General features: G+C 56.2%; 14 protein-coding genes. 7 read left to right on the top strand and 7 right to left on the bottom strand.

Annotated elements, in window-relative coordinates:
- Positions 1–202 precede the first annotated feature (202 nt).
- The 3 genes from guaB to ACR0ES_RS01880 all read left to right on the top strand — a co-directional run bounded on the left by guaB (position 203) and on the right by ACR0ES_RS01880 (position 5,302).
- On the top strand, positions 203–1,651 hold the full coding sequence (gene guaB / locus ACR0ES_RS01890) for an IMP dehydrogenase (RefSeq protein WP_480485596.1): 1,449 nt from the start codon (positions 203–205) through the stop codon (positions 1,649–1,651).
- 93 nt (positions 1,652–1,744) lie between these two features.
- Positions 1,745–2,902, top strand: a complete 1,158-nt coding sequence (locus tag ACR0ES_RS01885; RefSeq protein WP_480772719.1) for an RsmB/NOP family class I SAM-dependent RNA methyltransferase — start codon at positions 1,745–1,747, stop codon at positions 2,900–2,902.
- 108 nt (positions 2,903–3,010) lie between these two features.
- Positions 3,011–5,302 carry an ATP-binding response regulator gene (locus tag ACR0ES_RS01880; RefSeq protein WP_480869304.1) on the top strand — a complete coding sequence of 764 codons (2,292 nt, stop codon included), beginning with the start codon at positions 3,011–3,013 and terminating at the stop codon, positions 5,300–5,302.
- 4 nt (positions 5,303–5,306) lie between these two features.
- On the opposite strand, the gene ACR0ES_RS01875 is transcribed toward ACR0ES_RS01880, so the two are convergent.
- Positions 5,307–5,900, bottom strand: a complete 594-nt coding sequence (locus ACR0ES_RS01875; RefSeq protein ID WP_480480866.1) for a sulfotransferase family protein — start codon at positions 5,898–5,900, stop codon at positions 5,307–5,309.
- Positions 5,901–6,092: 192 nt separating this feature from the next.
- On the opposite strand from ACR0ES_RS01875, the gene recA reads away from it, so the two are divergent.
- From recA to ACR0ES_RS01855, 4 genes are all read left to right on the top strand, one after another.
- Positions 6,093–7,160: a recombinase RecA gene (gene recA, locus ACR0ES_RS01870; protein WP_267366220.1), complete on the top strand. Its 1,068-nt coding sequence runs from the start codon at positions 6,093–6,095 to the stop codon at positions 7,158–7,160.
- Between the two features lie 169 nt (positions 7,161–7,329).
- Positions 7,330–10,002: an alanine--tRNA ligase gene (gene alaS / locus ACR0ES_RS01865; protein ID WP_480772717.1), complete on the top strand. Its 2,673-nt coding sequence runs from the start codon at positions 7,330–7,332 to the stop codon at positions 10,000–10,002.
- A gap of 1 nt (position 10,003) precedes the next feature.
- A complete protein-coding gene (locus tag ACR0ES_RS01860) occupies positions 10,004–10,291 on the top strand; it encodes a DUF1330 domain-containing protein (RefSeq protein WP_480480870.1) in 288 nt (95 codons plus the stop codon).
- 411 nt (positions 10,292–10,702) lie between these two features.
- Positions 10,703–11,287 carry a transglutaminase-like cysteine peptidase gene (locus tag ACR0ES_RS01855; RefSeq protein ID WP_480505139.1) on the top strand — a complete coding sequence of 195 codons (585 nt, stop codon included), beginning with the start codon at positions 10,703–10,705 and terminating at the stop codon, positions 11,285–11,287.
- Between the two features lie 217 nt (positions 11,288–11,504).
- On the opposite strand, the gene ACR0ES_RS01850 is transcribed toward ACR0ES_RS01855, so the two are convergent.
- From ACR0ES_RS01850 to ACR0ES_RS01825, 6 genes are all read right to left on the bottom strand, one after another.
- A complete protein-coding gene (locus ACR0ES_RS01850) occupies positions 11,505–12,143 on the bottom strand; it encodes a hypothetical protein (RefSeq protein WP_480772716.1) in 639 nt (212 codons plus the stop codon).
- Between the two features lie 301 nt (positions 12,144–12,444).
- Positions 12,445–14,262, bottom strand: a complete 1,818-nt coding sequence (gene typA / locus ACR0ES_RS01845) for a translational GTPase TypA (protein WP_209596307.1) — start codon at positions 14,260–14,262, stop codon at positions 12,445–12,447.
- Positions 14,263–14,338: 76 nt separating this feature from the next.
- Entirely contained in the window at positions 14,339–14,674 is a 336-nt protein-coding gene (locus tag ACR0ES_RS01840; RefSeq protein WP_209596305.1) for an SMR family transporter, read from the bottom strand.
- 363 nt (positions 14,675–15,037) lie between these two features.
- Positions 15,038–16,207 (bottom strand): HD domain-containing protein, encoded by a 1,170-nt coding sequence (locus ACR0ES_RS01835; RefSeq protein ID WP_480480879.1) that lies wholly within the window; start codon positions 16,205–16,207, stop codon positions 15,038–15,040.
- Positions 16,204–16,449, bottom strand: coding sequence for a hypothetical protein (locus tag ACR0ES_RS01830; protein WP_209503892.1), 246 nt, complete (start codon positions 16,447–16,449; stop codon positions 16,204–16,206). Before ACR0ES_RS01830 ends, ACR0ES_RS01835 begins: the two co-directional genes overlap by 4 nt.
- On the bottom strand, positions 16,449–17,102 hold the full coding sequence (locus tag ACR0ES_RS01825; protein WP_209503893.1) for an alpha/beta hydrolase: 654 nt from the start codon (positions 17,100–17,102) through the stop codon (positions 16,449–16,451). The genes ACR0ES_RS01830 and ACR0ES_RS01825 overlap by 1 nt, the downstream gene beginning before the upstream one ends.
- Positions 17,103–17,132: the final 30 nt, after the last annotated feature.

Here is a 17,132-nt window from a genome sequence, read left to right as displayed (position 1 = left end):
TTGTGTTCGCGCGTTTTCCCGGCAAGATATGGGTTTGAGCGCAAAGGGAAAGGGCTATCAGCGGCACGATTTGCACGGCATGCGTCGTTTTCATCGGCTGTATAGTCAACTAGAGCCACAGAGTTGCCCTCAAGGGCTTTTCCTTTGGTTCAATCCATGCAATAGGGTCACCGCCAAACGGGCTTTTGCATGGGGTATTCAGATGCAGATTCGTGAGGCACTCACCTTTGACGACGTTCTTCTGGTTCCGGCCGCATCTTCAGTGCTGCCGGCAACAGCGGACACCACCACGCGTGTCACGCGTGAGATTACCATGAACATCCCGCTGCTGAGCTCGGCCATGGACACGGTGACCGAGGCGCGCATGGCCATTGCCATGGCACAGGCAGGCGGTATCGGGGTCATCCACAAGAACCTTTCCGTAGAAGAGCAGTCTCGCGAAGTTCGCCGCGTCAAACGGTTCGAGTCGGGTATCGTCTACAACCCTGTTACCTTGCGCGCGGATCAAACCCTGGCCGATGCGAAGGCTCTGGTCGAGCGCTATAATTTTACCGGTTTCCCGGTAGTTGACGCGGATGGCCGCGTTGTTGGTATCGTGACCAACAGGGATATGCGCTTTGCCAATTCCGACAACACTCCGATCAAGGCGATGATGACCTCGGAAAACCTGGCAATGCTGAAAGAACCCGCCGATCTGGAAGAGGCTAAAAGCCTGATGCGGGCCCGTCGTATCGAAAAATTGCTTGTGGTCGATGGCACGGGAAAACTTACAGGTCTGCTAACGTTGAAAGACACCGAACAGGCTGTTCTGAACCCAACAGCGTGCAAAGACCGGCTTGGCCGCCTGCGAGTGGCTGCCGCGACTTCGGTTGGAGACGCGGGTTTTGAGCGGTCCGAGCAGCTGGTGGCTTCGGGCGTTGATATCATTGTCGTCGATACGGCGCATGGTCACTCTCAGGGCGTGCTGGATGCGGTGAGACGGGTCAAAACCCTGTCGAACGAGGTTCAGATCATTGCCGGAAACGTTGCTACAGGCGAGGCGACAAAGGCGCTGATCGACGCAGGTGCTGACGCCATCAAGGTGGGTATTGGCCCCGGTTCGATCTGTACAACACGCATGGTGGCGGGCGTTGGTGTCCCTCAGTTGACCGCAATCAGTGATTGTGCCGCCGCGGCGGGGGATGTTCCGGTCATTGCGGATGGTGGCATCAAGTTTTCGGGCGATTTTGCCAAGGCAATTGCCGCCGGTGCGTCGTGCGCCATGGTGGGTTCGATGATCGCGGGCACAGACGAAAGCCCGGGTGAGGTCATTCTGTATCAGGGCCGGTCGTTCAAATCCTATCGCGGTATGGGCAGTCTTGGTGCGATGGCGCGCGGATCGGCGGATCGGTATTTCCAGAAGGACGCGGCAAATGACAAGCTGGTACCCGAAGGGATCGAAGGGCAGGTTCCTTACAAAGGATCAGCCAGTGCAGTGATCCACCAGCTTGTTGGTGGTTTGCGCGCTGCGATGGGATACACCGGCTGCGCGACCGTCGAAGAGATGCGCAGAAACTGCCAATTCGTGAAGATCACGGGCGCAGGTCTGAAAGAGAGCCACGTACACGATGTTCAGATCACACGTGAAAGCCCGAACTACCGGGTGATGTAAGCCATTGCGCATGACATACGGCACCCTAGCACGGGGTGCCGTAGTGATTTTGGATTGGCCTGTCACGGCCTTTTTCAGCCAAGGTAATCCGTGATGACACCTGCTGCCCGCGTTCAGGCCTCGATTGAAATTCTGGATGAAATTCTCGCCGGGGCCCCGGTTGAAAAGGCGCTGACCGGCTGGGCGCGGCGCAGCAGGTTTGCGGGCTCCAAGGATCGGGCAGCTATTCGCGATCATGTGTTTGACGCTTTGCGGTGCAAACGCTCGTTTGCTGCGTTGGGTGGTTCCGGAACTGGTCGCGGCCTGATGATCGGCGCCATTCGCGCATCGGATGAAGACCCTGTTGAGTTGTTTACCGGCGACCGCCACGCGCCCGAAGCCCTTCAAAATGACGAAGTATCAAGGGATTTTGCATCCGAAGCCGAGAGATATGATTTTCCCGACTGGCTGTGGCCAAAGCTCGTCGCATCCTTGAACGATGCCGCCGTTCCTTGCGCATTGGCATTGCAGGAACGCGCCCCGGTTTTTCTGCGGGTCAATTTATTGAAAACGGATGTAACCTGGGCGATTGATGCTTTGGCGACCGACGGTATTTCAGCCCGTCCAACGCCGATTTGTGAAACCGCTCTGGAGGTGACAGAGGGCGCGCGTCGGATTGCGCAAAGCCAGGCATACGCTCAGGGTTTGGTCGAGCTTCAGGATGCGGCAAGTCAGGCGGTTGTTGCTTCCTTGGATCTGCGCTCTGGAATGCGCGTTTTGGACTACTGCGCCGGGGGCGGTGGCAAGTCGCTTGCGATTGCTGCGAACAAGGGTGTCGAGGTTTACGCTCATGATGTGAACGCGCGCCGAATGAAGGATATTCCAGCGCGGGCAGAACGGGCCGGGGCCAGAATAACCATCCTGAACAGCGCAGATCTTGCCAATCACGGGCCTTTTGACGTCATTTTGGCCGACGCCCCGTGTTCCGGCAGCGGTTCGTGGCGGCGCGCACCGGCAGGTAAATGGGCATTGACTGAAGACCGTTTGCAAGATCTCACGGTCATCCAAGCTGACATTCTTGCACAAATCACGCCGTTGGTCCAAGCAGGTGGAGTGCTGGCATATGCAACATGTTCGGTTCTTGCCGACGAGAACGATGCGGTTGTCGACAGGTTTCTGGCGCAACATGCGGGCTGGCGTGAAACCTTCCGGCAGGCATGGCAGGTAACTCGCGGGTCCGACGGGTTCTTTACGTCACACTTGACGCGCTGATCTTTCGGTAAATACAACCTTGGGTAGCTAACTTGTTTTTTAACGCCGTTAGGCGAGTGTTAACCAATTCTACCTGTTATTACCGCAAAACCTGTGCCCGAGCCGTTTATGCCTGACATCACTGAATTTGTTCCAGCCCCTTCAGCCGCTAATACTCCATCGGTGTTTCGGATCGGGTCGTTAGTGTTTGTGGCGCTGTTGATCAGCCTGGCACCTGCGGTTGGGTTTCTGCCGTCGGATTGGACAAAAGGTTTGCTGGCAACAGGCATTTCCCTTTTGGTTGTGGCGCTCTTGTTTGGGATCAAGGGGGCGATTACGAACAGGCATTTGCAACAGATATCAGCCCTTTTGGCCGCTTTCGCAGAGCGCGAGGATGCTCCGGTCGTGATCTCAAACGGGTATGGTGACATATTGGCCGCGAACGTCCTGGCGGACAAAAAGCTGGGGGCCATACGAGGCGAAAACCTAGCCCGCTGTTTGCGCTCCAGGTTTGCTAACCCTTCGGCGATCTTGTTGAGCCTACAATCGCGGGCGCAATCCACAGGAAGCGCCCAGAGCGAGTTTCCCGGTGGCGATCGGACTATTTCGGTTTCCGTGCACCGATTGCGGCCGGGACTGTTCTACTGGAACTTTAGCTGTGTTCAACAGGATAGCTGGCAAACCCTTGGCTTGCCGGTCGTAACCCTTGGACGCGCAGGTGACGTATTGCGCGTCAATGCCACGGCCGAGCGTTTGTTTGGTGCGCACCCTGCCAGGGCGCAGGATATTTTCAGCGAAGCCGAACCGCGGACCGGGGCTGTCAACGCAGTCAGGACCCGCGATGGTCATATTCTGGCAGCCGTGTCCGAATTTTCTCAATCCGTGTCGGAACGAAGCCTTTGTTTGTTACCGATTACGCAGGTGCCCGCACAGGATGCGGTCATGTCCTTCTCTGACCTTCCGGTTCCAATCCTCAGACTTTCCGAGGACGGCATCATTCTGGACAGTAATCGGCTGGCGGCGAAACTGTTGGGAAAGAAGCAGCTTGAAGGCGGTAACATCAGCGACATCATGCGGGGCGTGGGGGGGCCTGTGCTGGATTGGTTGAAACGAACCGAGGCGCATGAAGAAACGCAGCGATCAGAGTTTTTGCAGTTCATTAGGGACGACAAGGAAATCTTTGTTCAAGTCACCCTGAGCCGTGTGTTTGTCGATGGAAAGATATGCCTGATCGCGGTTCTGAACGATGCGACTGAACTGAAGACGCTCGAAGCTCAATTCGTTCAGGGCCAGAAGATGCAGGCCGTGGGGCAATTGGCCGGAGGTGTTGCACATGATTTCAACAACCTGCTGACGGCCATTTCCGGTCACTGCGATCTGCTGCTGTTGCGCCATGACCAGAATGACCCGGACTACGGGGATTTGGTGCAGATCAATCAGAATGCCAACCGGGCCGCCGCGCTGGTCAGTCAGCTTTTGGCGTTTTCGCGAAAACAGACCCTCAGGCCCGAAGTGTTGGATCTGCGTGACACGATATCGGATCTTATTCACTTGCTGAACCGTTTGGTTGGCGAGAAGGTGCAATTGACGCTGAGCCACGATCCGGTGCTCAAACCCGTGCGGGCGGACAAGCGTCAACTTGAGCAGGTGCTGATGAACCTTGTCGTTAACGCACGAGATGCCATGCCGGACGGTGGTGAAATTCGCATTGAAACCAGTGTGTTGACCCTTTTGCAGCCTCTCATGCGGGACAGGGCAACCGTACAACCGGGCGACTATGTGACAGTCAAGGTTGTGGATGGCGGTGTTGGTATCCCAGCAGATAAGCTGCAGAAGATTTTCGAACCCTTCTACACCACGAAACGAACTGGTGAGGGCACCGGGTTGGGGTTGTCAACGGCCTACGGGATCGTAAAGCAAACCGGTGGGTTTATCTTTGTCGACAGCGCAATTGGACGGGGCACCGAGTTCACTGTCTTTCTTCCGGTTTGCGCGACGACGTCCGAGGTCGAAACTGAATCGCCAGTCCAGCCCGAAGCCCAGAGCGCCAGGCAGGGCGAAGGCGTGGTGCTGCTGGTCGAGGATGAGGCGCCTGTTCGCGCCTTTGCGACCCGCGCCCTGCGGCTGAAAGGTTACACCGTGCTCGAGGCGGACTCGGCGGAAGAGGCGCTTCGACTGCTTGAAGATTCCGCGTTAAGTGTTGATGTATTCGTCACAGATGTTGTCATGCCAAGAATGGACGGGCCCACTTGGGTGCGCAAGGCCATGGAGACGCGCCCGGATGCGCGTGTGATTTTCGTGTCCGGGTATACCGAAGGCGTTTTCGGCGATACCGGTCCGGATATTGCCAACTCAACCTTTCTGCCCAAACCGTTTTCCCTCACCCAACTGACAGAGGCCGTGTTTCAACAACTCAACTGATGGATCACAATGCGGCTTTGTGCAGCGCAAATTCTTCCGGGCAGGCATTTCGAAACTTCTGTTCGGTAGCAGGTGACAGATGCAAATCTCCCGGAGGCGATACGTTTTCGCGCTTCAGGTCGATCTGCATGTCCAGACGTGTTTGCAGAAAGTCCAACACCTTGTCCTGATGTTCGTATTTGAAGATATGACGAGCGCCAGCACTGTCGTTGCGGGTACGGAAGAATTGCGCCTGGCTGCCGACATTTGCGAACTCGGGACGTGTGTCCAGCAAATAGGCTTGAACGAATGCGTCAAAACTCATGTCACGTGTCGAGCGCGGTTGACCTATCAAGTCTTCACGACTGCGAAACCGGTACCAGCTGCCCAGCCAATCCAACGGCTCGCGCACAACGGCCATAATTTCCATCTCGGTATCAAACAGTTTTCGAAACATGGTCTGGAAAAACCGGTCATACCGACGCACCGGGGCGTGTTTCAGCTCTGGCGGATGTGTCACGATGAGATCGGCCCGGTCACGCAACGCCGTGTGATAAGCCGTGCTTCCGGTCTTGGGGACTGAAAGAAAAGCAAGTCGTTCTTTATAAAAAACAAGCATTTATCGGTTCCCGAGGTTGCCATGTTACTTGTGCAGATTGTCGTAAACGACTCTTTAATACAATTGCAGAAGACTGATTTCTGTAAGTTTTAGTTGAAATGTTCTCTTTTTGATCTCATAAGGAACAAGAGGCGAACAAAGCAGCGATTGCCGCCCGATTAAGGGTGTGACAAAAGGGAAGGCGACAGGACAATGGCGGATCTTCTGACAATGAGCGACAAGAAAAACGCAGACAAGCAAAAGGCGCTCGACAGTGCGCTGGCCCAGATCGAACGGCAGTTCGGCAAGGGGTCGATCATGAAGCTGGGAGAAGATGCCCGGCAGGATATCGAGGCGAGCTCGACCGGGTCGCTGGGTCTGGATATCGCGCTGGGTATCGGCGGGCTGCCGATGGGGCGTATCGTTGAGATTTACGGGCCTGAGAGCTCGGGTAAAACCACTTTGACCCTTCATTGCATTGCTGAGCAGCAAAAGCGCGGCGGAGTTTGCGCGTTCGTAGATGCGGAACACGCTCTGGACCCGCAATATGCCCGCAAGCTGGGCGTTGATCTGGATGAGCTTTTGATCTCGCAGCCTGACACCGGTGAGCAGGCGCTTGAAATCACAGATACTCTGGTACGCTCGGGCGCAGTCAATATGGTTGTTGTCGACTCGGTCGCTGCCCTGACGCCGAAATCGGAACTCGAAGGGGACATGGGCGACAGCAGCGTGGGTGTTCAGGCCCGGCTGATGAGCCAGGCAATGCGCAAACTGACAGGCTCGATCAGCCGTTCGAACTGCATGGTCATCTTCATCAACCAGATCCGTATGAAGATCGGCGTGATGTTCGGCAGCCCGGAAACCACAACCGGTGGTAACGCGCTGAAATTCTACAGCTCGGTTCGGCTGGATATCCGCCGGATTGGCGCGATCAAGGACCGGGATGAAGTGGTCGGGAACCAGACCCGCGTCAAAGTTGTGAAGAACAAGGTCGCACCGCCGTTCAAACAGGTCGAGTTCGACATCATGTATGGCGAAGGCATCTCGAAGATGGGCGAATTGCTGGATTTGGGTGTCAAAGCCGGCGTTGTTGAAAAGTCAGGATCCTGGTTCAGCTATGGTGATGAGCGGATCGGGCAGGGGCGCGAGAACGCCAAACAATACCTGCGGGAAAACAGTCGGGTGGCGCTGGACATCGAAGACAAGATCCGCGCGGCGCATGGGCTGGAATTCGATATGTCGCCAGGCGTTGCCGAGGATGACGATATTCTGGAGGCGTGATGTCCTGAGGTGGGTAACCCCTGACATCTGCGCAAAGACTATAACACTTGAAACAAGGCGACCTGATCGGGTCGCCTTGTTTCGTTCCTGTGTGCCTCTGCTGTGGACACTCACCTGACAGGGGGCTAAACCAACGGAGACCAAGATATATGTGCGCCGAGAGAGCCCTATGCCAACCCTGAACGACATCCGATCGACTTTTCTGAACTACTTTGAAAAACAAGGGCATGAGGTCGTCGCGTCCAGCCCGCTGGTGCCGCGCAATGACCCGACGCTGATGTTCGTGAACTCAGGCATGGTGCAGTTCAAGAACCTGTTCACCGGTCTGGAAACCCGCGATTACAAACGCGCCACTACGGCGCAGAAATGTGTGCGTGCGGGTGGCAAGCACAACGACCTCGACAATGTTGGCTATACGGCGCGTCACCATACGTTTTTTGAGATGCTGGGAAACTTCTCATTCGGGGATTATTTCAAACATGAAGCGATCCCTTTTGCCTGGGAACTGATCACCAGGGAATTCGGTATCGACAAGACTCGCCTGTTGACCACCGTCTATCATACCGATGATGAAGCCTTTGAAATCTGGAAAAAGGTCGGTGTGCCCGAGGACCGGATCATTCGTATCGCCACCAGTGACAATTTCTGGCAGATGGGTCCGACCGGACCTTGCGGCCCGTGCACCGAGATCTTCTATGATCACGGCGATCACATCTGGGGTGGCCCTCCGGGATCACCCGAGGAGGATGGCGACCGATTCATCGAAATCTGGAACGTCGTTTTCATGCAAAACGAGCAGTTCGAAGATGGCTCGATGGTCGAACTTGACATGCAGTCGATCGATACAGGTATGGGGCTCGAACGGATTGGGGCGCTGTTGCAGGGCAGTCATGACAATTATGACACCGACCTGTTCAAGACCTTGATCGAGGCTTCGGCAGATGCGACCGGTGTCGACCCGTATGGCGACCAGAACGTGCATCACAGGGTGATCGCGGATCACCTGCGGTCGACCTCGTTCCTGATTGCAGACGGTGTGATGCCCAGCAATGACGGCCGGGGATATGTTCTGCGCCGGATCATGCGCCGCGCCATGCGCCATGCGCACCTGCTGGGCGCCAAGGATCCTGTCATGCATCGCCTGGTACCTACGCTGGTGCAGCAGATGGGCGGGCATTATTCTGAACTGAAACAGGCGCAACCGCTTATCGAAGAGACGCTGCTGCTGGAAGAAACCCGGTTCAAGCAGACACTGGACCGTGGTCTGAAGTTGCTGGATGATGAGGTTTCAGGGCTTTCTGAGGGGGCACCCCTGTCAGGTGAAGCGGCCTTTAAGCTTTACGACACGTATGGCTTCCCACTGGATCTTACGCAGGATGCGCTGCGTGAAAAGGGCCTGAGCGTCGACACGGACGGTTTTGACACCGCGATGGCTGAACAGAAGGCCAAGGCACGTGCTGCATGGGCCGGGTCAGGTGAAGCAGCGGATCAGGTTGTATGGTTTGATGTGCTGGATACCGCCGGTGCGACGGATTTTCTGGGCTACGATACCGAGAAAGCCGAAGCGCAGGTTGCCGCTTTGGTTGTTGATGGCGCAATGGTCGACAAGATCGACGCGGGCAGCAGCGGTTGGGTCGTCGTGAACCAGACCCCGTTCTACGGGGAGGCCGGCGGTCAGGTCGGCGATACTGGCGCGTTGCGTAGGCTGGAGGATCGCGATCACCTGAGCCGCGTGGAGGACACGAGGAAGTTTGCCGACGGCAAGGTCTATGCTCATAAGGTGGCGGTTCAAAGCGGCGTTGTTTGCAAGGGCGACGCGGTAGAGCTTGAGGTTGATCACGCCCGCCGTTCCGCCATTCGCGCCAATCACTCGGCCACGCACCTGCTGCATGAAGCCCTGCGCGAAACGCTAGGTGACCACGTAGCACAACGCGGTTCGCTGAACGCAGCGGATCGTCTGCGGTTCGACTTCAGTCATTCCAAAGCGCTGAGCCTAGAGGAAATCCAGAAAGTCGAACGTGAGGTGAACGATTTCATCCGCCAGAATTCGACTGTTGAAACCCGGGTCATGACACCCGACGACGCGCGCGCATTGGGCGCGCAGGCCCTGTTCGGCGAGAAATATGGTGACGAGGTTCGTGTCGTCTCCATGGGCAAGGCACCAACAGGCAAAGGCCATGACGGCGATACGTGGTCGATAGAACTCTGTGGCGGCACACATGTGCGCCAGACAGGTGATATCGGCACCTTTGTTGTGTTGGGTGACAGCGCCAGCAGTGCAGGTGTGCGCCGGATCGAAGCGCTGACCGGGGATGAGGCCTTCCGCTATCTTTCGGCACAGGATCAACGTCTGGCTCAGGTGGCATCGGAACTGAAGGCGCAACCGGACGACGTGGTGGCGCGCGTGAAAAGCCTTCTGGACGAACGCAAGGCCTTGCAGAACGAAGTGGCTCAGTTGCGCCGGGATCTGGCTATGGCTGGCGGGGCCGGTCAGGGCGGTGGTGCCGAGGCGCGGGATGTAAACGGTGTGAAATTCCTGGCACAAGCGCTCAGCGGTGTTTCAGGCAAGGACCTTCCCGCGTTGATCGACGAACACAAAAGCCGCCTTGGATCGGGTGCGGTGTTGCTGATTGCGGATACGGGCGGCAAGGCGGCCGTTGCGGCTGGTGTGACAGAAGACCTGATCGGACGGATTTCGGCGGTGGATCTTGTCAAAGCTGCGGTAATCGAGTTGGGCGGAAAAGGCGGCGGCGGTCGTCCTGATATGGCCCAGGGCGGCGGCAAGGATGCATCAAATGCAGATGCGGCAATCAAGGCCGCACAACAGGTTTTGGGAGGTTAATATGGCTGCTCTTTGGATTGCGCATGTCACGGTGACGAACACTGAGGCTTACGGCAAATACGCGGAACTGGCCGGACCGGCCATCGCCAAGCACGGGGGCGAGTTTATCGCCCGTGCTGCACGGTACGTTCAGCTGGAAGGTAAGGAACGTCCACGAAACGTAGTGGCGCGCTTCCCAACGCTGGAGGCTGCGGTTGAATGCTATAACTCGGATGAGTACCAGCAGGCCCTGAATCACGCGCGCGGCGCAAGTGAGCGTGAACTGGTTGTGGTGGAAATCACCGAGTGACATATGGGCCTTGCGTCCAAGGCGCTGATATTTCCAAGAAAACCGGCAGTGAATAAGCAAGATTCGGCTTATGTCATGTTTGGTTGATACTGATTAGCCCGCGACAGCGGGCTGTTTTTTGTTTAATTGTTTTAATTCAATCACTTACCCTTTGATGCTCCTGTTCTGTCGAATGGGTCCTGGCAGAATTGTGGCCCCGCCAACAAAATTCTTACGTGAAATTGTCAGATTCTCGGACGAATTTCTGCCCTGTTTCCTTTGCAAGGTCTCAAAAGATTGCGCGTAACACCTGATCACAGATAGTTTCAAGAAACAGAATGTGGTGCAGGTGGCCATGTAATCATTCGAAGAACATCGGATCGGGGAACTCGCATGATTTCATTAGCGAATTTAACCAAGAGGTGTGTTTCCGTGCCTGCATCGGTTGCGGCGCGCGCATTGGGTATCTGCACCGTGTGTATCGGCGTAATCGCCTCCGCACCTGTCGCGCAGGCATCCGACGGCGTCTTTATCCCAATCGTTGCGTCTTCACCTCCGCCCTCAGGCGCAATCAACCTATGCAACCAATATAACTGGGCTTGCACTGCAAAACGCTCGGTCACGTTGTCCAGCCACCAAGAGCTGACGGTGGTAAATCAAGTGAATCGCCGCGTAAACGCGTCGACCCGGGAAGTTACGGATCAGTCCCAGTACAAAACGCGTGAGCGATGGGCCTTGCCAACACCCAGAGGCGGTGATTGTGAAGACTTTGCATTGTTGAAGAAAAGGGATCTGATCCATGCCGGGGTTGATCCAAGTAAGCTTTTGATTGCGACCGTTCTGGACACACGCCGGACGCCTCATGCGGTTCTGGTCTACCGCTCGGCGCAGGGCGACCTGATCTTGGACAATCTCACAAACCGGATCAAACCCTGGACAGCTACGCGCTATTTGTTCCTGCGCATGCAAGATCCGAAGCGACCCAGTCAATGGGTCGGCGTTTACGGGCGCAGTTGACCTCAGCGGTATATTTACCTACCCAAAATCTTACCCTTGGACGCAGATTTGGTCTGCGCCCAAGAGTGTAGTCTTTGACCTTACGCTTGGACGGATTAATCCGAACGTTTTGCGTATCGACGTATTCCAGCCCCGAAGCCTCGACCAGCAGAGTTTTTTCTATCGAATATGCTCCGCGTTCCTAGGGCCGGTTCGCTGGTATTCGGTTTCGTCTTTATCAGTCTTCTTCGTGCTCTTCACCACCGGGCTCTTCACCACCGGGTTCTTCCCCACCGGGTTCTTCTCCACCGGGCTCTTCGCCACCAGGTTCTTCACCACCGGGCTCTTCTCCACCGGGCTCTTCGCCACCGGGTTCTTCTCCACCGGGCTCTTCGCCACCGGGTTCTTCGCCACCGGGCTCTTCACCACCGGGTTCTTCACCACCAGGTTCTTCGCCACCGGGTTCTTCACCACCGGGCTCTTCGCCACCGGGTTCTTCACCACCAGGTTCTTCGCCACCGGTTGGGTTACCGCCGCCACCATTGGGGGGCGTGCCATTTTCCTGGGAAGGTCCGTCGCCGGATCTCTGGTCTGAGACACCGATCGATGCGGTCGGGAAGTCACTTAGCAGACCTGCCAGCGGGGCGCATTCTGCACCGACGCGCGCCAGGATCTGATCGAAGTCATGACGGCGTTGAATGTAGCGGATCATGCCGGATGTCACAGTATCGCATTCGCACAAAACCTGCGCGGACGCAGCGGATTGCCGTGCTGTTGCAACCGTACATGTCCCAGCGGCAAAGGTTTCACCGGCAGGTGAAAGCAGAAAAGTTGTCGCAATAAAAAACAGTGGAAACTTGCGAGCTCTATTACCCATTTTGAACTCCTTGGAACTCGATAACTAAACTACGTCCTTCTATGCACCATTCCCGTATCGGTGTTTGTGAAGGACGTCACACTTCTGACGTGTTTTGACCATAATTCGAGGGCGCCTACAATATCTTGTTGGTGAGGCCCGGGGCGGAAATTTTCAACCATGCGGAGAAAGGTGTTAGTTTTCAAATAAAAACCGGGCAGTGAGCCCGGTTTTTCTGATTTCGTCTTTTGTCGTATTGGAAGCAAATATGCCACACTATTGCCATTGTTTCCGTTTGGTCAGTTTGCAACCTGAGGGTGTTCTAGGCAGATTTGGCCATCCGCTTACGCTCGTGCGGGTCAAGAAAACGCTTCCGCAGGCGCACCGCGTTTGGTGTAACTTCCACCAGTTCATCATCGTCGATATAGGCAATTGCCTCTTCCAGTGAGAACTGAATATGCGGCGTCAGGCGGACCGCGTCGTCGGATCCACTGGCGCGCACGTTTGTCAACTTCTTGCCTTTGAGCGGGTTCACTTCCAGATCGTTGTCTCGCGAGTGTTCGCCGATCACCATACCCTGATATACGTCTGTTTGCGGACCAACAAACATACGGCCACGTTCTTCCAGGTTCCACAGCGCATAAGCCACAGCCTGACCTTTCTCCATCGAGATCAGAACGCCTGCGCGACGGCCCGGAATCTGCCCCTTATGTGGCGCCCAGTCATGGAACACGCGGTTAAGTACACCCGTACCGCGCGTGTCGGTCAGGAATTCGCCGTGGTAACCGATCAGACCGCGGGACGGGACATGGGCGATGATCCGCGTCTTGCCCGTACCGGCCGGGCGCATCTCGACCAGTTCACCCTTACGTGCGCCGGTAACCTTTTCAATAACGGAACCAGAATATTCGTCATCCACGTCGATGGTGACTTCTTCGATAGGCTCAAGCCGCTGCCCGTCTTCTTCACGGAACAGAACCTGCGGGCGCGAGATGCTGAGCTCAAAGCCTTCTCGGCGCATATTCTCGATCAGAACACCCATTTGCAACTCGCCGCGGCCCGCAACCTCGAACGCCTCACCGCCGGGGGTGTCGGTGACACGGATGGCGACGTTCGACTCGGCTTCCTTCATCAGCCGGTCACGAATGACGCGAGATTGAACTTTTTTGCCGTCACGGCCTGCCAGCGGAGAATCATTAATACCGAAGGTCACGGTAATGGTCGGTGGATCGATGGGCTGCGCGGGCAGGGCCTCAGTGACCTGAGGGGCAACCAGCGAATCCGCTACGGTGGCTTTGCTCATGCCAGCGATGGTCACGATGTCGCCTGCTTCGGCCACATCAATGGGCTGCTGGGCCAGTCCCCGGAACGCCAGGATTTTCGTGGCGCGGAAGTTTTCGATGACCGAACCATCGCGGCTGAGCGCCTTGAGGTTGTCGCCAGCCTTCAGCGTGCCACTTTCCACACGACCGGTCAGGATACGACCGATGAAGGGATCGCTGCCCAATGTCGTGGCCAGCATCCGGAAGGGTTCATTTTTGTGTTCGACCTGCTTCGGGGCAGGGACATGATCGACGATCAGGTCGAATAGCGCGCTCAAGTCTTTGCGGGGACCGTCCAACTCCATATCCGCCCAGCCCGAACGGCCCGAGGCGTACATTGAAGGAAAATCCAACTGGTCGTCATCCGCGCCGAGATTGGCGAACAGGTCAAAGCATTCGTCCAGTGCGCGGTCAGGTTCGGCATCCGGCTTATCGACCTTGTTCAGAACCACGATCGGGCGTAGGCCCAGCGCCAGTGCCTTGGACGTTACAAACTTGGTCTGGGGCATCGGGCCTTCTGCGGCGTCCACCAACAGAACAACACCGTCGACCATGCTGAGAATGCGCTCGACCTCGCCGCCGAAATCGGCGTGGCCAGGGGTGTCGACAATATTGATGCGCGTGTCTTTCCACTCAACCGAGGTGGCCTTGGCCAGGATGGTGATGCCGCGTTCACGCTCCAGGTCGTTACTGTCCATGGCGCGTTCCGCGACGGCCTGATTTTCCCGGAATGCACCGGATTGTTTGAGCAGCTCGTCCACCAGGGTCGTTTTGCCGTGGTCCACGTGAGCGATGATTGCGATGTTGCGCAGGTCCATGAGAGGTCAGCCTTTGAACGGGAAGTTGCCGCGCGCATAACGCGGCGCGGCAAAATATACCAGCCCTAACCGGCCTTCAGTGCCCGGCAGTCTTTGAAAAGAGGTGAATGATCAGGATTCCCGCCAGAATCATCGCCAATCCGAGTATTGCCGGCCAATCCAAACGCTGACCGAAAACGATAAAACCGATGAGCGCGATCAGAAAGATGCCTAGTCCGGACCAGATAGCATAAACAATGCCGACAGGCATGACCTTCAACGTCATCGCCAAAAGGTAGAATGCAAACGCGTACCCAACGATAACGATCACGGATGGCCAGAACCGCGTAAACTGCTGGCTGGCTTGCAGGGCCGTTGTGCCAATGGTTTCAGCCAGCACAGCCAGCAACAGATACAGATAGGCTTGGGGCATTTGAATACCTCGGAAAAGGGTGCGTCGGGTGGCCTGAGGGTGATTTGTGTGAGTGAAATACGCGGGCCGTCATGTTGTCTACAAGATTACCTTGGGTCAGGTATACCTGACTGTTTTTTCAGTCGAATGAATGTAATATTCGCTGCATATTTTTTCATTTTGTTAACGAGTTTTGAGCGATGACGTTATTTGCGAAATCAATCATATTTGCTTCGGGTCTGATAGTGGCGATTGGGTGGCTTGCTGACGGGGGGTCCGTCGAAGTGAATGCAGCCAACTTGGTTCAACAGTTTGATGGTAGTAGTGTTTTTTGAACGCCGCTAGAAACCAAGCAAGAAAGAAGGAGCCTTCAGGCTCCTTTTTTTATGCTTGAGGATCGGCTGTTTTACCATTTTCGAAATGCGCAACCAGTTGCGGTTGCAGCCAGTCCCATAGCTGAGGCGCTCCCGCTGCAATAGCTGGTCGGACACGCGTTACAATCTGGTCGAATTTCACTTTGTATTCGACCCATGACCCGCCACCTGTTTCCAGATTTGCTATGGGTGTCTGAAAGCGGTCAACAGCCTTTGCAAACCTGGCTTCTGCGGTCTCAGCCGCCTCAAACTCGTGCCAAAGTTCAGTAAATGGCCTGTGTTGACAGTCAGGCAAAAGGCCAAACAATCGCTTGGCGGCGGCCTGTTCCTTGGCTTCCTGTTCCGCGTGGTCGACATGTCCGTGGATCGGGTGGTCGCCCGCGTCGATTTCGACAACATCGTGCAAAAGCAACATCTGGAGGGTTCGGTCCACTTGAACGTCCGAATGCGCGTATTCTGACAATACCCATGCGTAGAGCATGACATGCCACGAATGTTCCGCCGAATTCTCGAACCTGTCACTGGCCATCAGGCGTGACGCGCGCAGAACGGATTTCAACTGGTCCGCTTCTGTAAGAAACGCCAATCTTTTCGTGAAGGCGTCATCCTGAGGGTCCGAGTTGGTCAAGAGGTTTGTGGCATGCTGGTGGGCCAATGGAAACGCATGGGCCAGATACGCTGCGCGACCGTCTGCCAGATTCGACCGCGCAATCTCCACATGATCCTCTCGTGGGTCGGCGGCGCACAGAACCTGAAACAGCGGCTGGCAGCGATCCAGAATCTTGGCAAACCGGGCATCCGGGGTTTGGTCCGCCTCGAATTCGTGCCAGAGCGAAAGAAATTCCTGCGCCTGTTCGTCGGGCAACAGGCCAAACAATTCCTGTGCGGCGGCCTGTTCAGCCTCGGCCACGGTGTCCCAATCCGTGTTGAGGTGAATCGGATGATCACCTGTCACGATCTCAACCAGATCATGCAGCAGCAACATGCGGATGACCCGGTCGACCGAGATGTCCGGCCCGGCCAGTGGTGCCATGACCATTGCCCACAAAGCCAAGTGCCAGCTGTGTTCGGCGGAGTTTTCGGGCCTTGACTGGTCAAGCAGGACATTTGCCCGCTCGACCAATTTCAGATTGTCGGCTCGCTTCAGAAATGCGACCTGCGCAACCAGGCGATCGGTCATTGCTTTTCAATCGCCTTGAGTTTCGCGCGATGCGTGGCGAGGCGCTTGATCACGAATTGTCTGGCCTTGCGTTCAGCCAGACGCACGCGGATTTCTGTCAGGAAAGCCTCTTCCAGAGATTGAGACGCCGCACCAAGCACTTCACCTACCTCCACGAAGAACCGGTCTTCGCCAGTTTCGTCCATGACCTTCATCGTATCTTCGGCCAGTTTGGCCGCGAGCGATGTGATGGTGTCGGACATTAGCGGGTGTTCTCGGTCAGCCGACGTTTCACATAGTCGCTGACATCTGTGATCAGCGTGTCCATGTGGCGTTCCTGGAAGAAATGATCCGCGCCCTCAACCTCGTTATGGGTGATCGTGATCCCTTTTTGCTCGTGCAGCTTGTTGACCAGCGCGGTGGTATCCGCTGGTGGTGCCACACGGTCAGCCGATCCGTTGATGATCAGGCCCGAAGACGGGCAGGGCGCAAGGAAGGAAAAGTCATACATGTTTGCAGGCGGCGACACGCTGATGAAACCCGTGATTTCGGGGCGGCGCATCAGCAACTGCATTCCAATCCACGCCCCAAACGAAAAGCCCGCAACCCAACAGTGTTTCGAGTTGTTGTTCATGGATTGAAGGTAATCCAGCGCAGATGCCGCATCGCTCAGCTCGCCTACGCCCTGATCGTATTCGCCCTGGCTGCGACCGACGCCGCGGAAGTTAAAGCGCAGCACGGTGAAGCCCATGTTGTAAAAGGCATAGTGCAGGTTATAGACCACCTTGTTGTTCATGGTCCCGCCGAACTGAGGATGCGGGTGAAGCACGATAGCGATCGGTGCGTCTTTTTCCTTTTGCGGGTGGTAGCGGCCTTCCAGGCGGCCTTCGGGTCCGGGAAAAATCACCTCGGGCATGTGTGCTTTGGTCCTGTCATTTTCGTGCGG

The sequence above is a fragment of the Ruegeria sp. N7 genome (assembly GCF_056531345.1).
The sequence above is the reverse complement of the archived record's forward strand: the minus strand, read 5'-3'. Positions and strand labels throughout refer to the sequence as shown.

What these genes read in the sequence shown, in the direction of transcription:
- guaB (WP_480485596.1), top strand. Translation starts at nt 203, where the DNA reads ATGCAGATTCGTGAGGCACTCACCTTTGACGACGTTCTTCTGGTTCCG.
- ACR0ES_RS01885 (WP_480772719.1), top strand. Translation starts at nt 1,745, where the DNA reads ATGACACCTGCTGCCCGCGTTCAGGCCTCGATTGAAATTCTGGATGAA.
- ACR0ES_RS01880 (WP_480869304.1), top strand. Translation starts at nt 3,011, where the DNA reads ATGCCTGACATCACTGAATTTGTTCCAGCCCCTTCAGCCGCTAATACT.
- ACR0ES_RS01875 (WP_480480866.1), bottom strand. Translation starts at nt 5,900, where the DNA reads ATGCTTGTTTTTTATAAAGAACGACTTGCTTTTCTTTCAGTCCCCAAG.
- recA (WP_267366220.1), top strand. Translation starts at nt 6,093, where the DNA reads ATGGCGGATCTTCTGACAATGAGCGACAAGAAAAACGCAGACAAGCAA.
- alaS (WP_480772717.1), top strand. Translation starts at nt 7,330, where the DNA reads ATGCCAACCCTGAACGACATCCGATCGACTTTTCTGAACTACTTTGAA.
- ACR0ES_RS01860 (WP_480480870.1), top strand. Translation starts at nt 10,004, where the DNA reads ATGGCTGCTCTTTGGATTGCGCATGTCACGGTGACGAACACTGAGGCT.
- ACR0ES_RS01850 (WP_480772716.1), bottom strand. Translation starts at nt 12,143, where the DNA reads ATGGGTAATAGAGCTCGCAAGTTTCCACTGTTTTTTATTGCGACAACT.
- typA (WP_209596307.1), bottom strand. Translation starts at nt 14,262, where the DNA reads ATGGACCTGCGCAACATCGCAATCATCGCTCACGTGGACCACGGCAAA.
- ACR0ES_RS01840 (WP_209596305.1), bottom strand. Translation starts at nt 14,674, where the DNA reads ATGCCCCAAGCCTATCTGTATCTGTTGCTGGCTGTGCTGGCTGAAACC.
- ACR0ES_RS01835 (WP_480480879.1), bottom strand. Translation starts at nt 16,207, where the DNA reads ATGACCGATCGCCTGGTTGCGCAGGTCGCATTTCTGAAGCGAGCCGAC.
- ACR0ES_RS01830 (WP_209503892.1), bottom strand. Translation starts at nt 16,449, where the DNA reads ATGTCCGACACCATCACATCGCTCGCGGCCAAACTGGCCGAAGATACG.
- ACR0ES_RS01825 (WP_209503893.1), bottom strand. Translation starts at nt 17,102, where the DNA reads ATGCCCGAGGTGATTTTTCCCGGACCCGAAGGCCGCCTGGAAGGCCGC.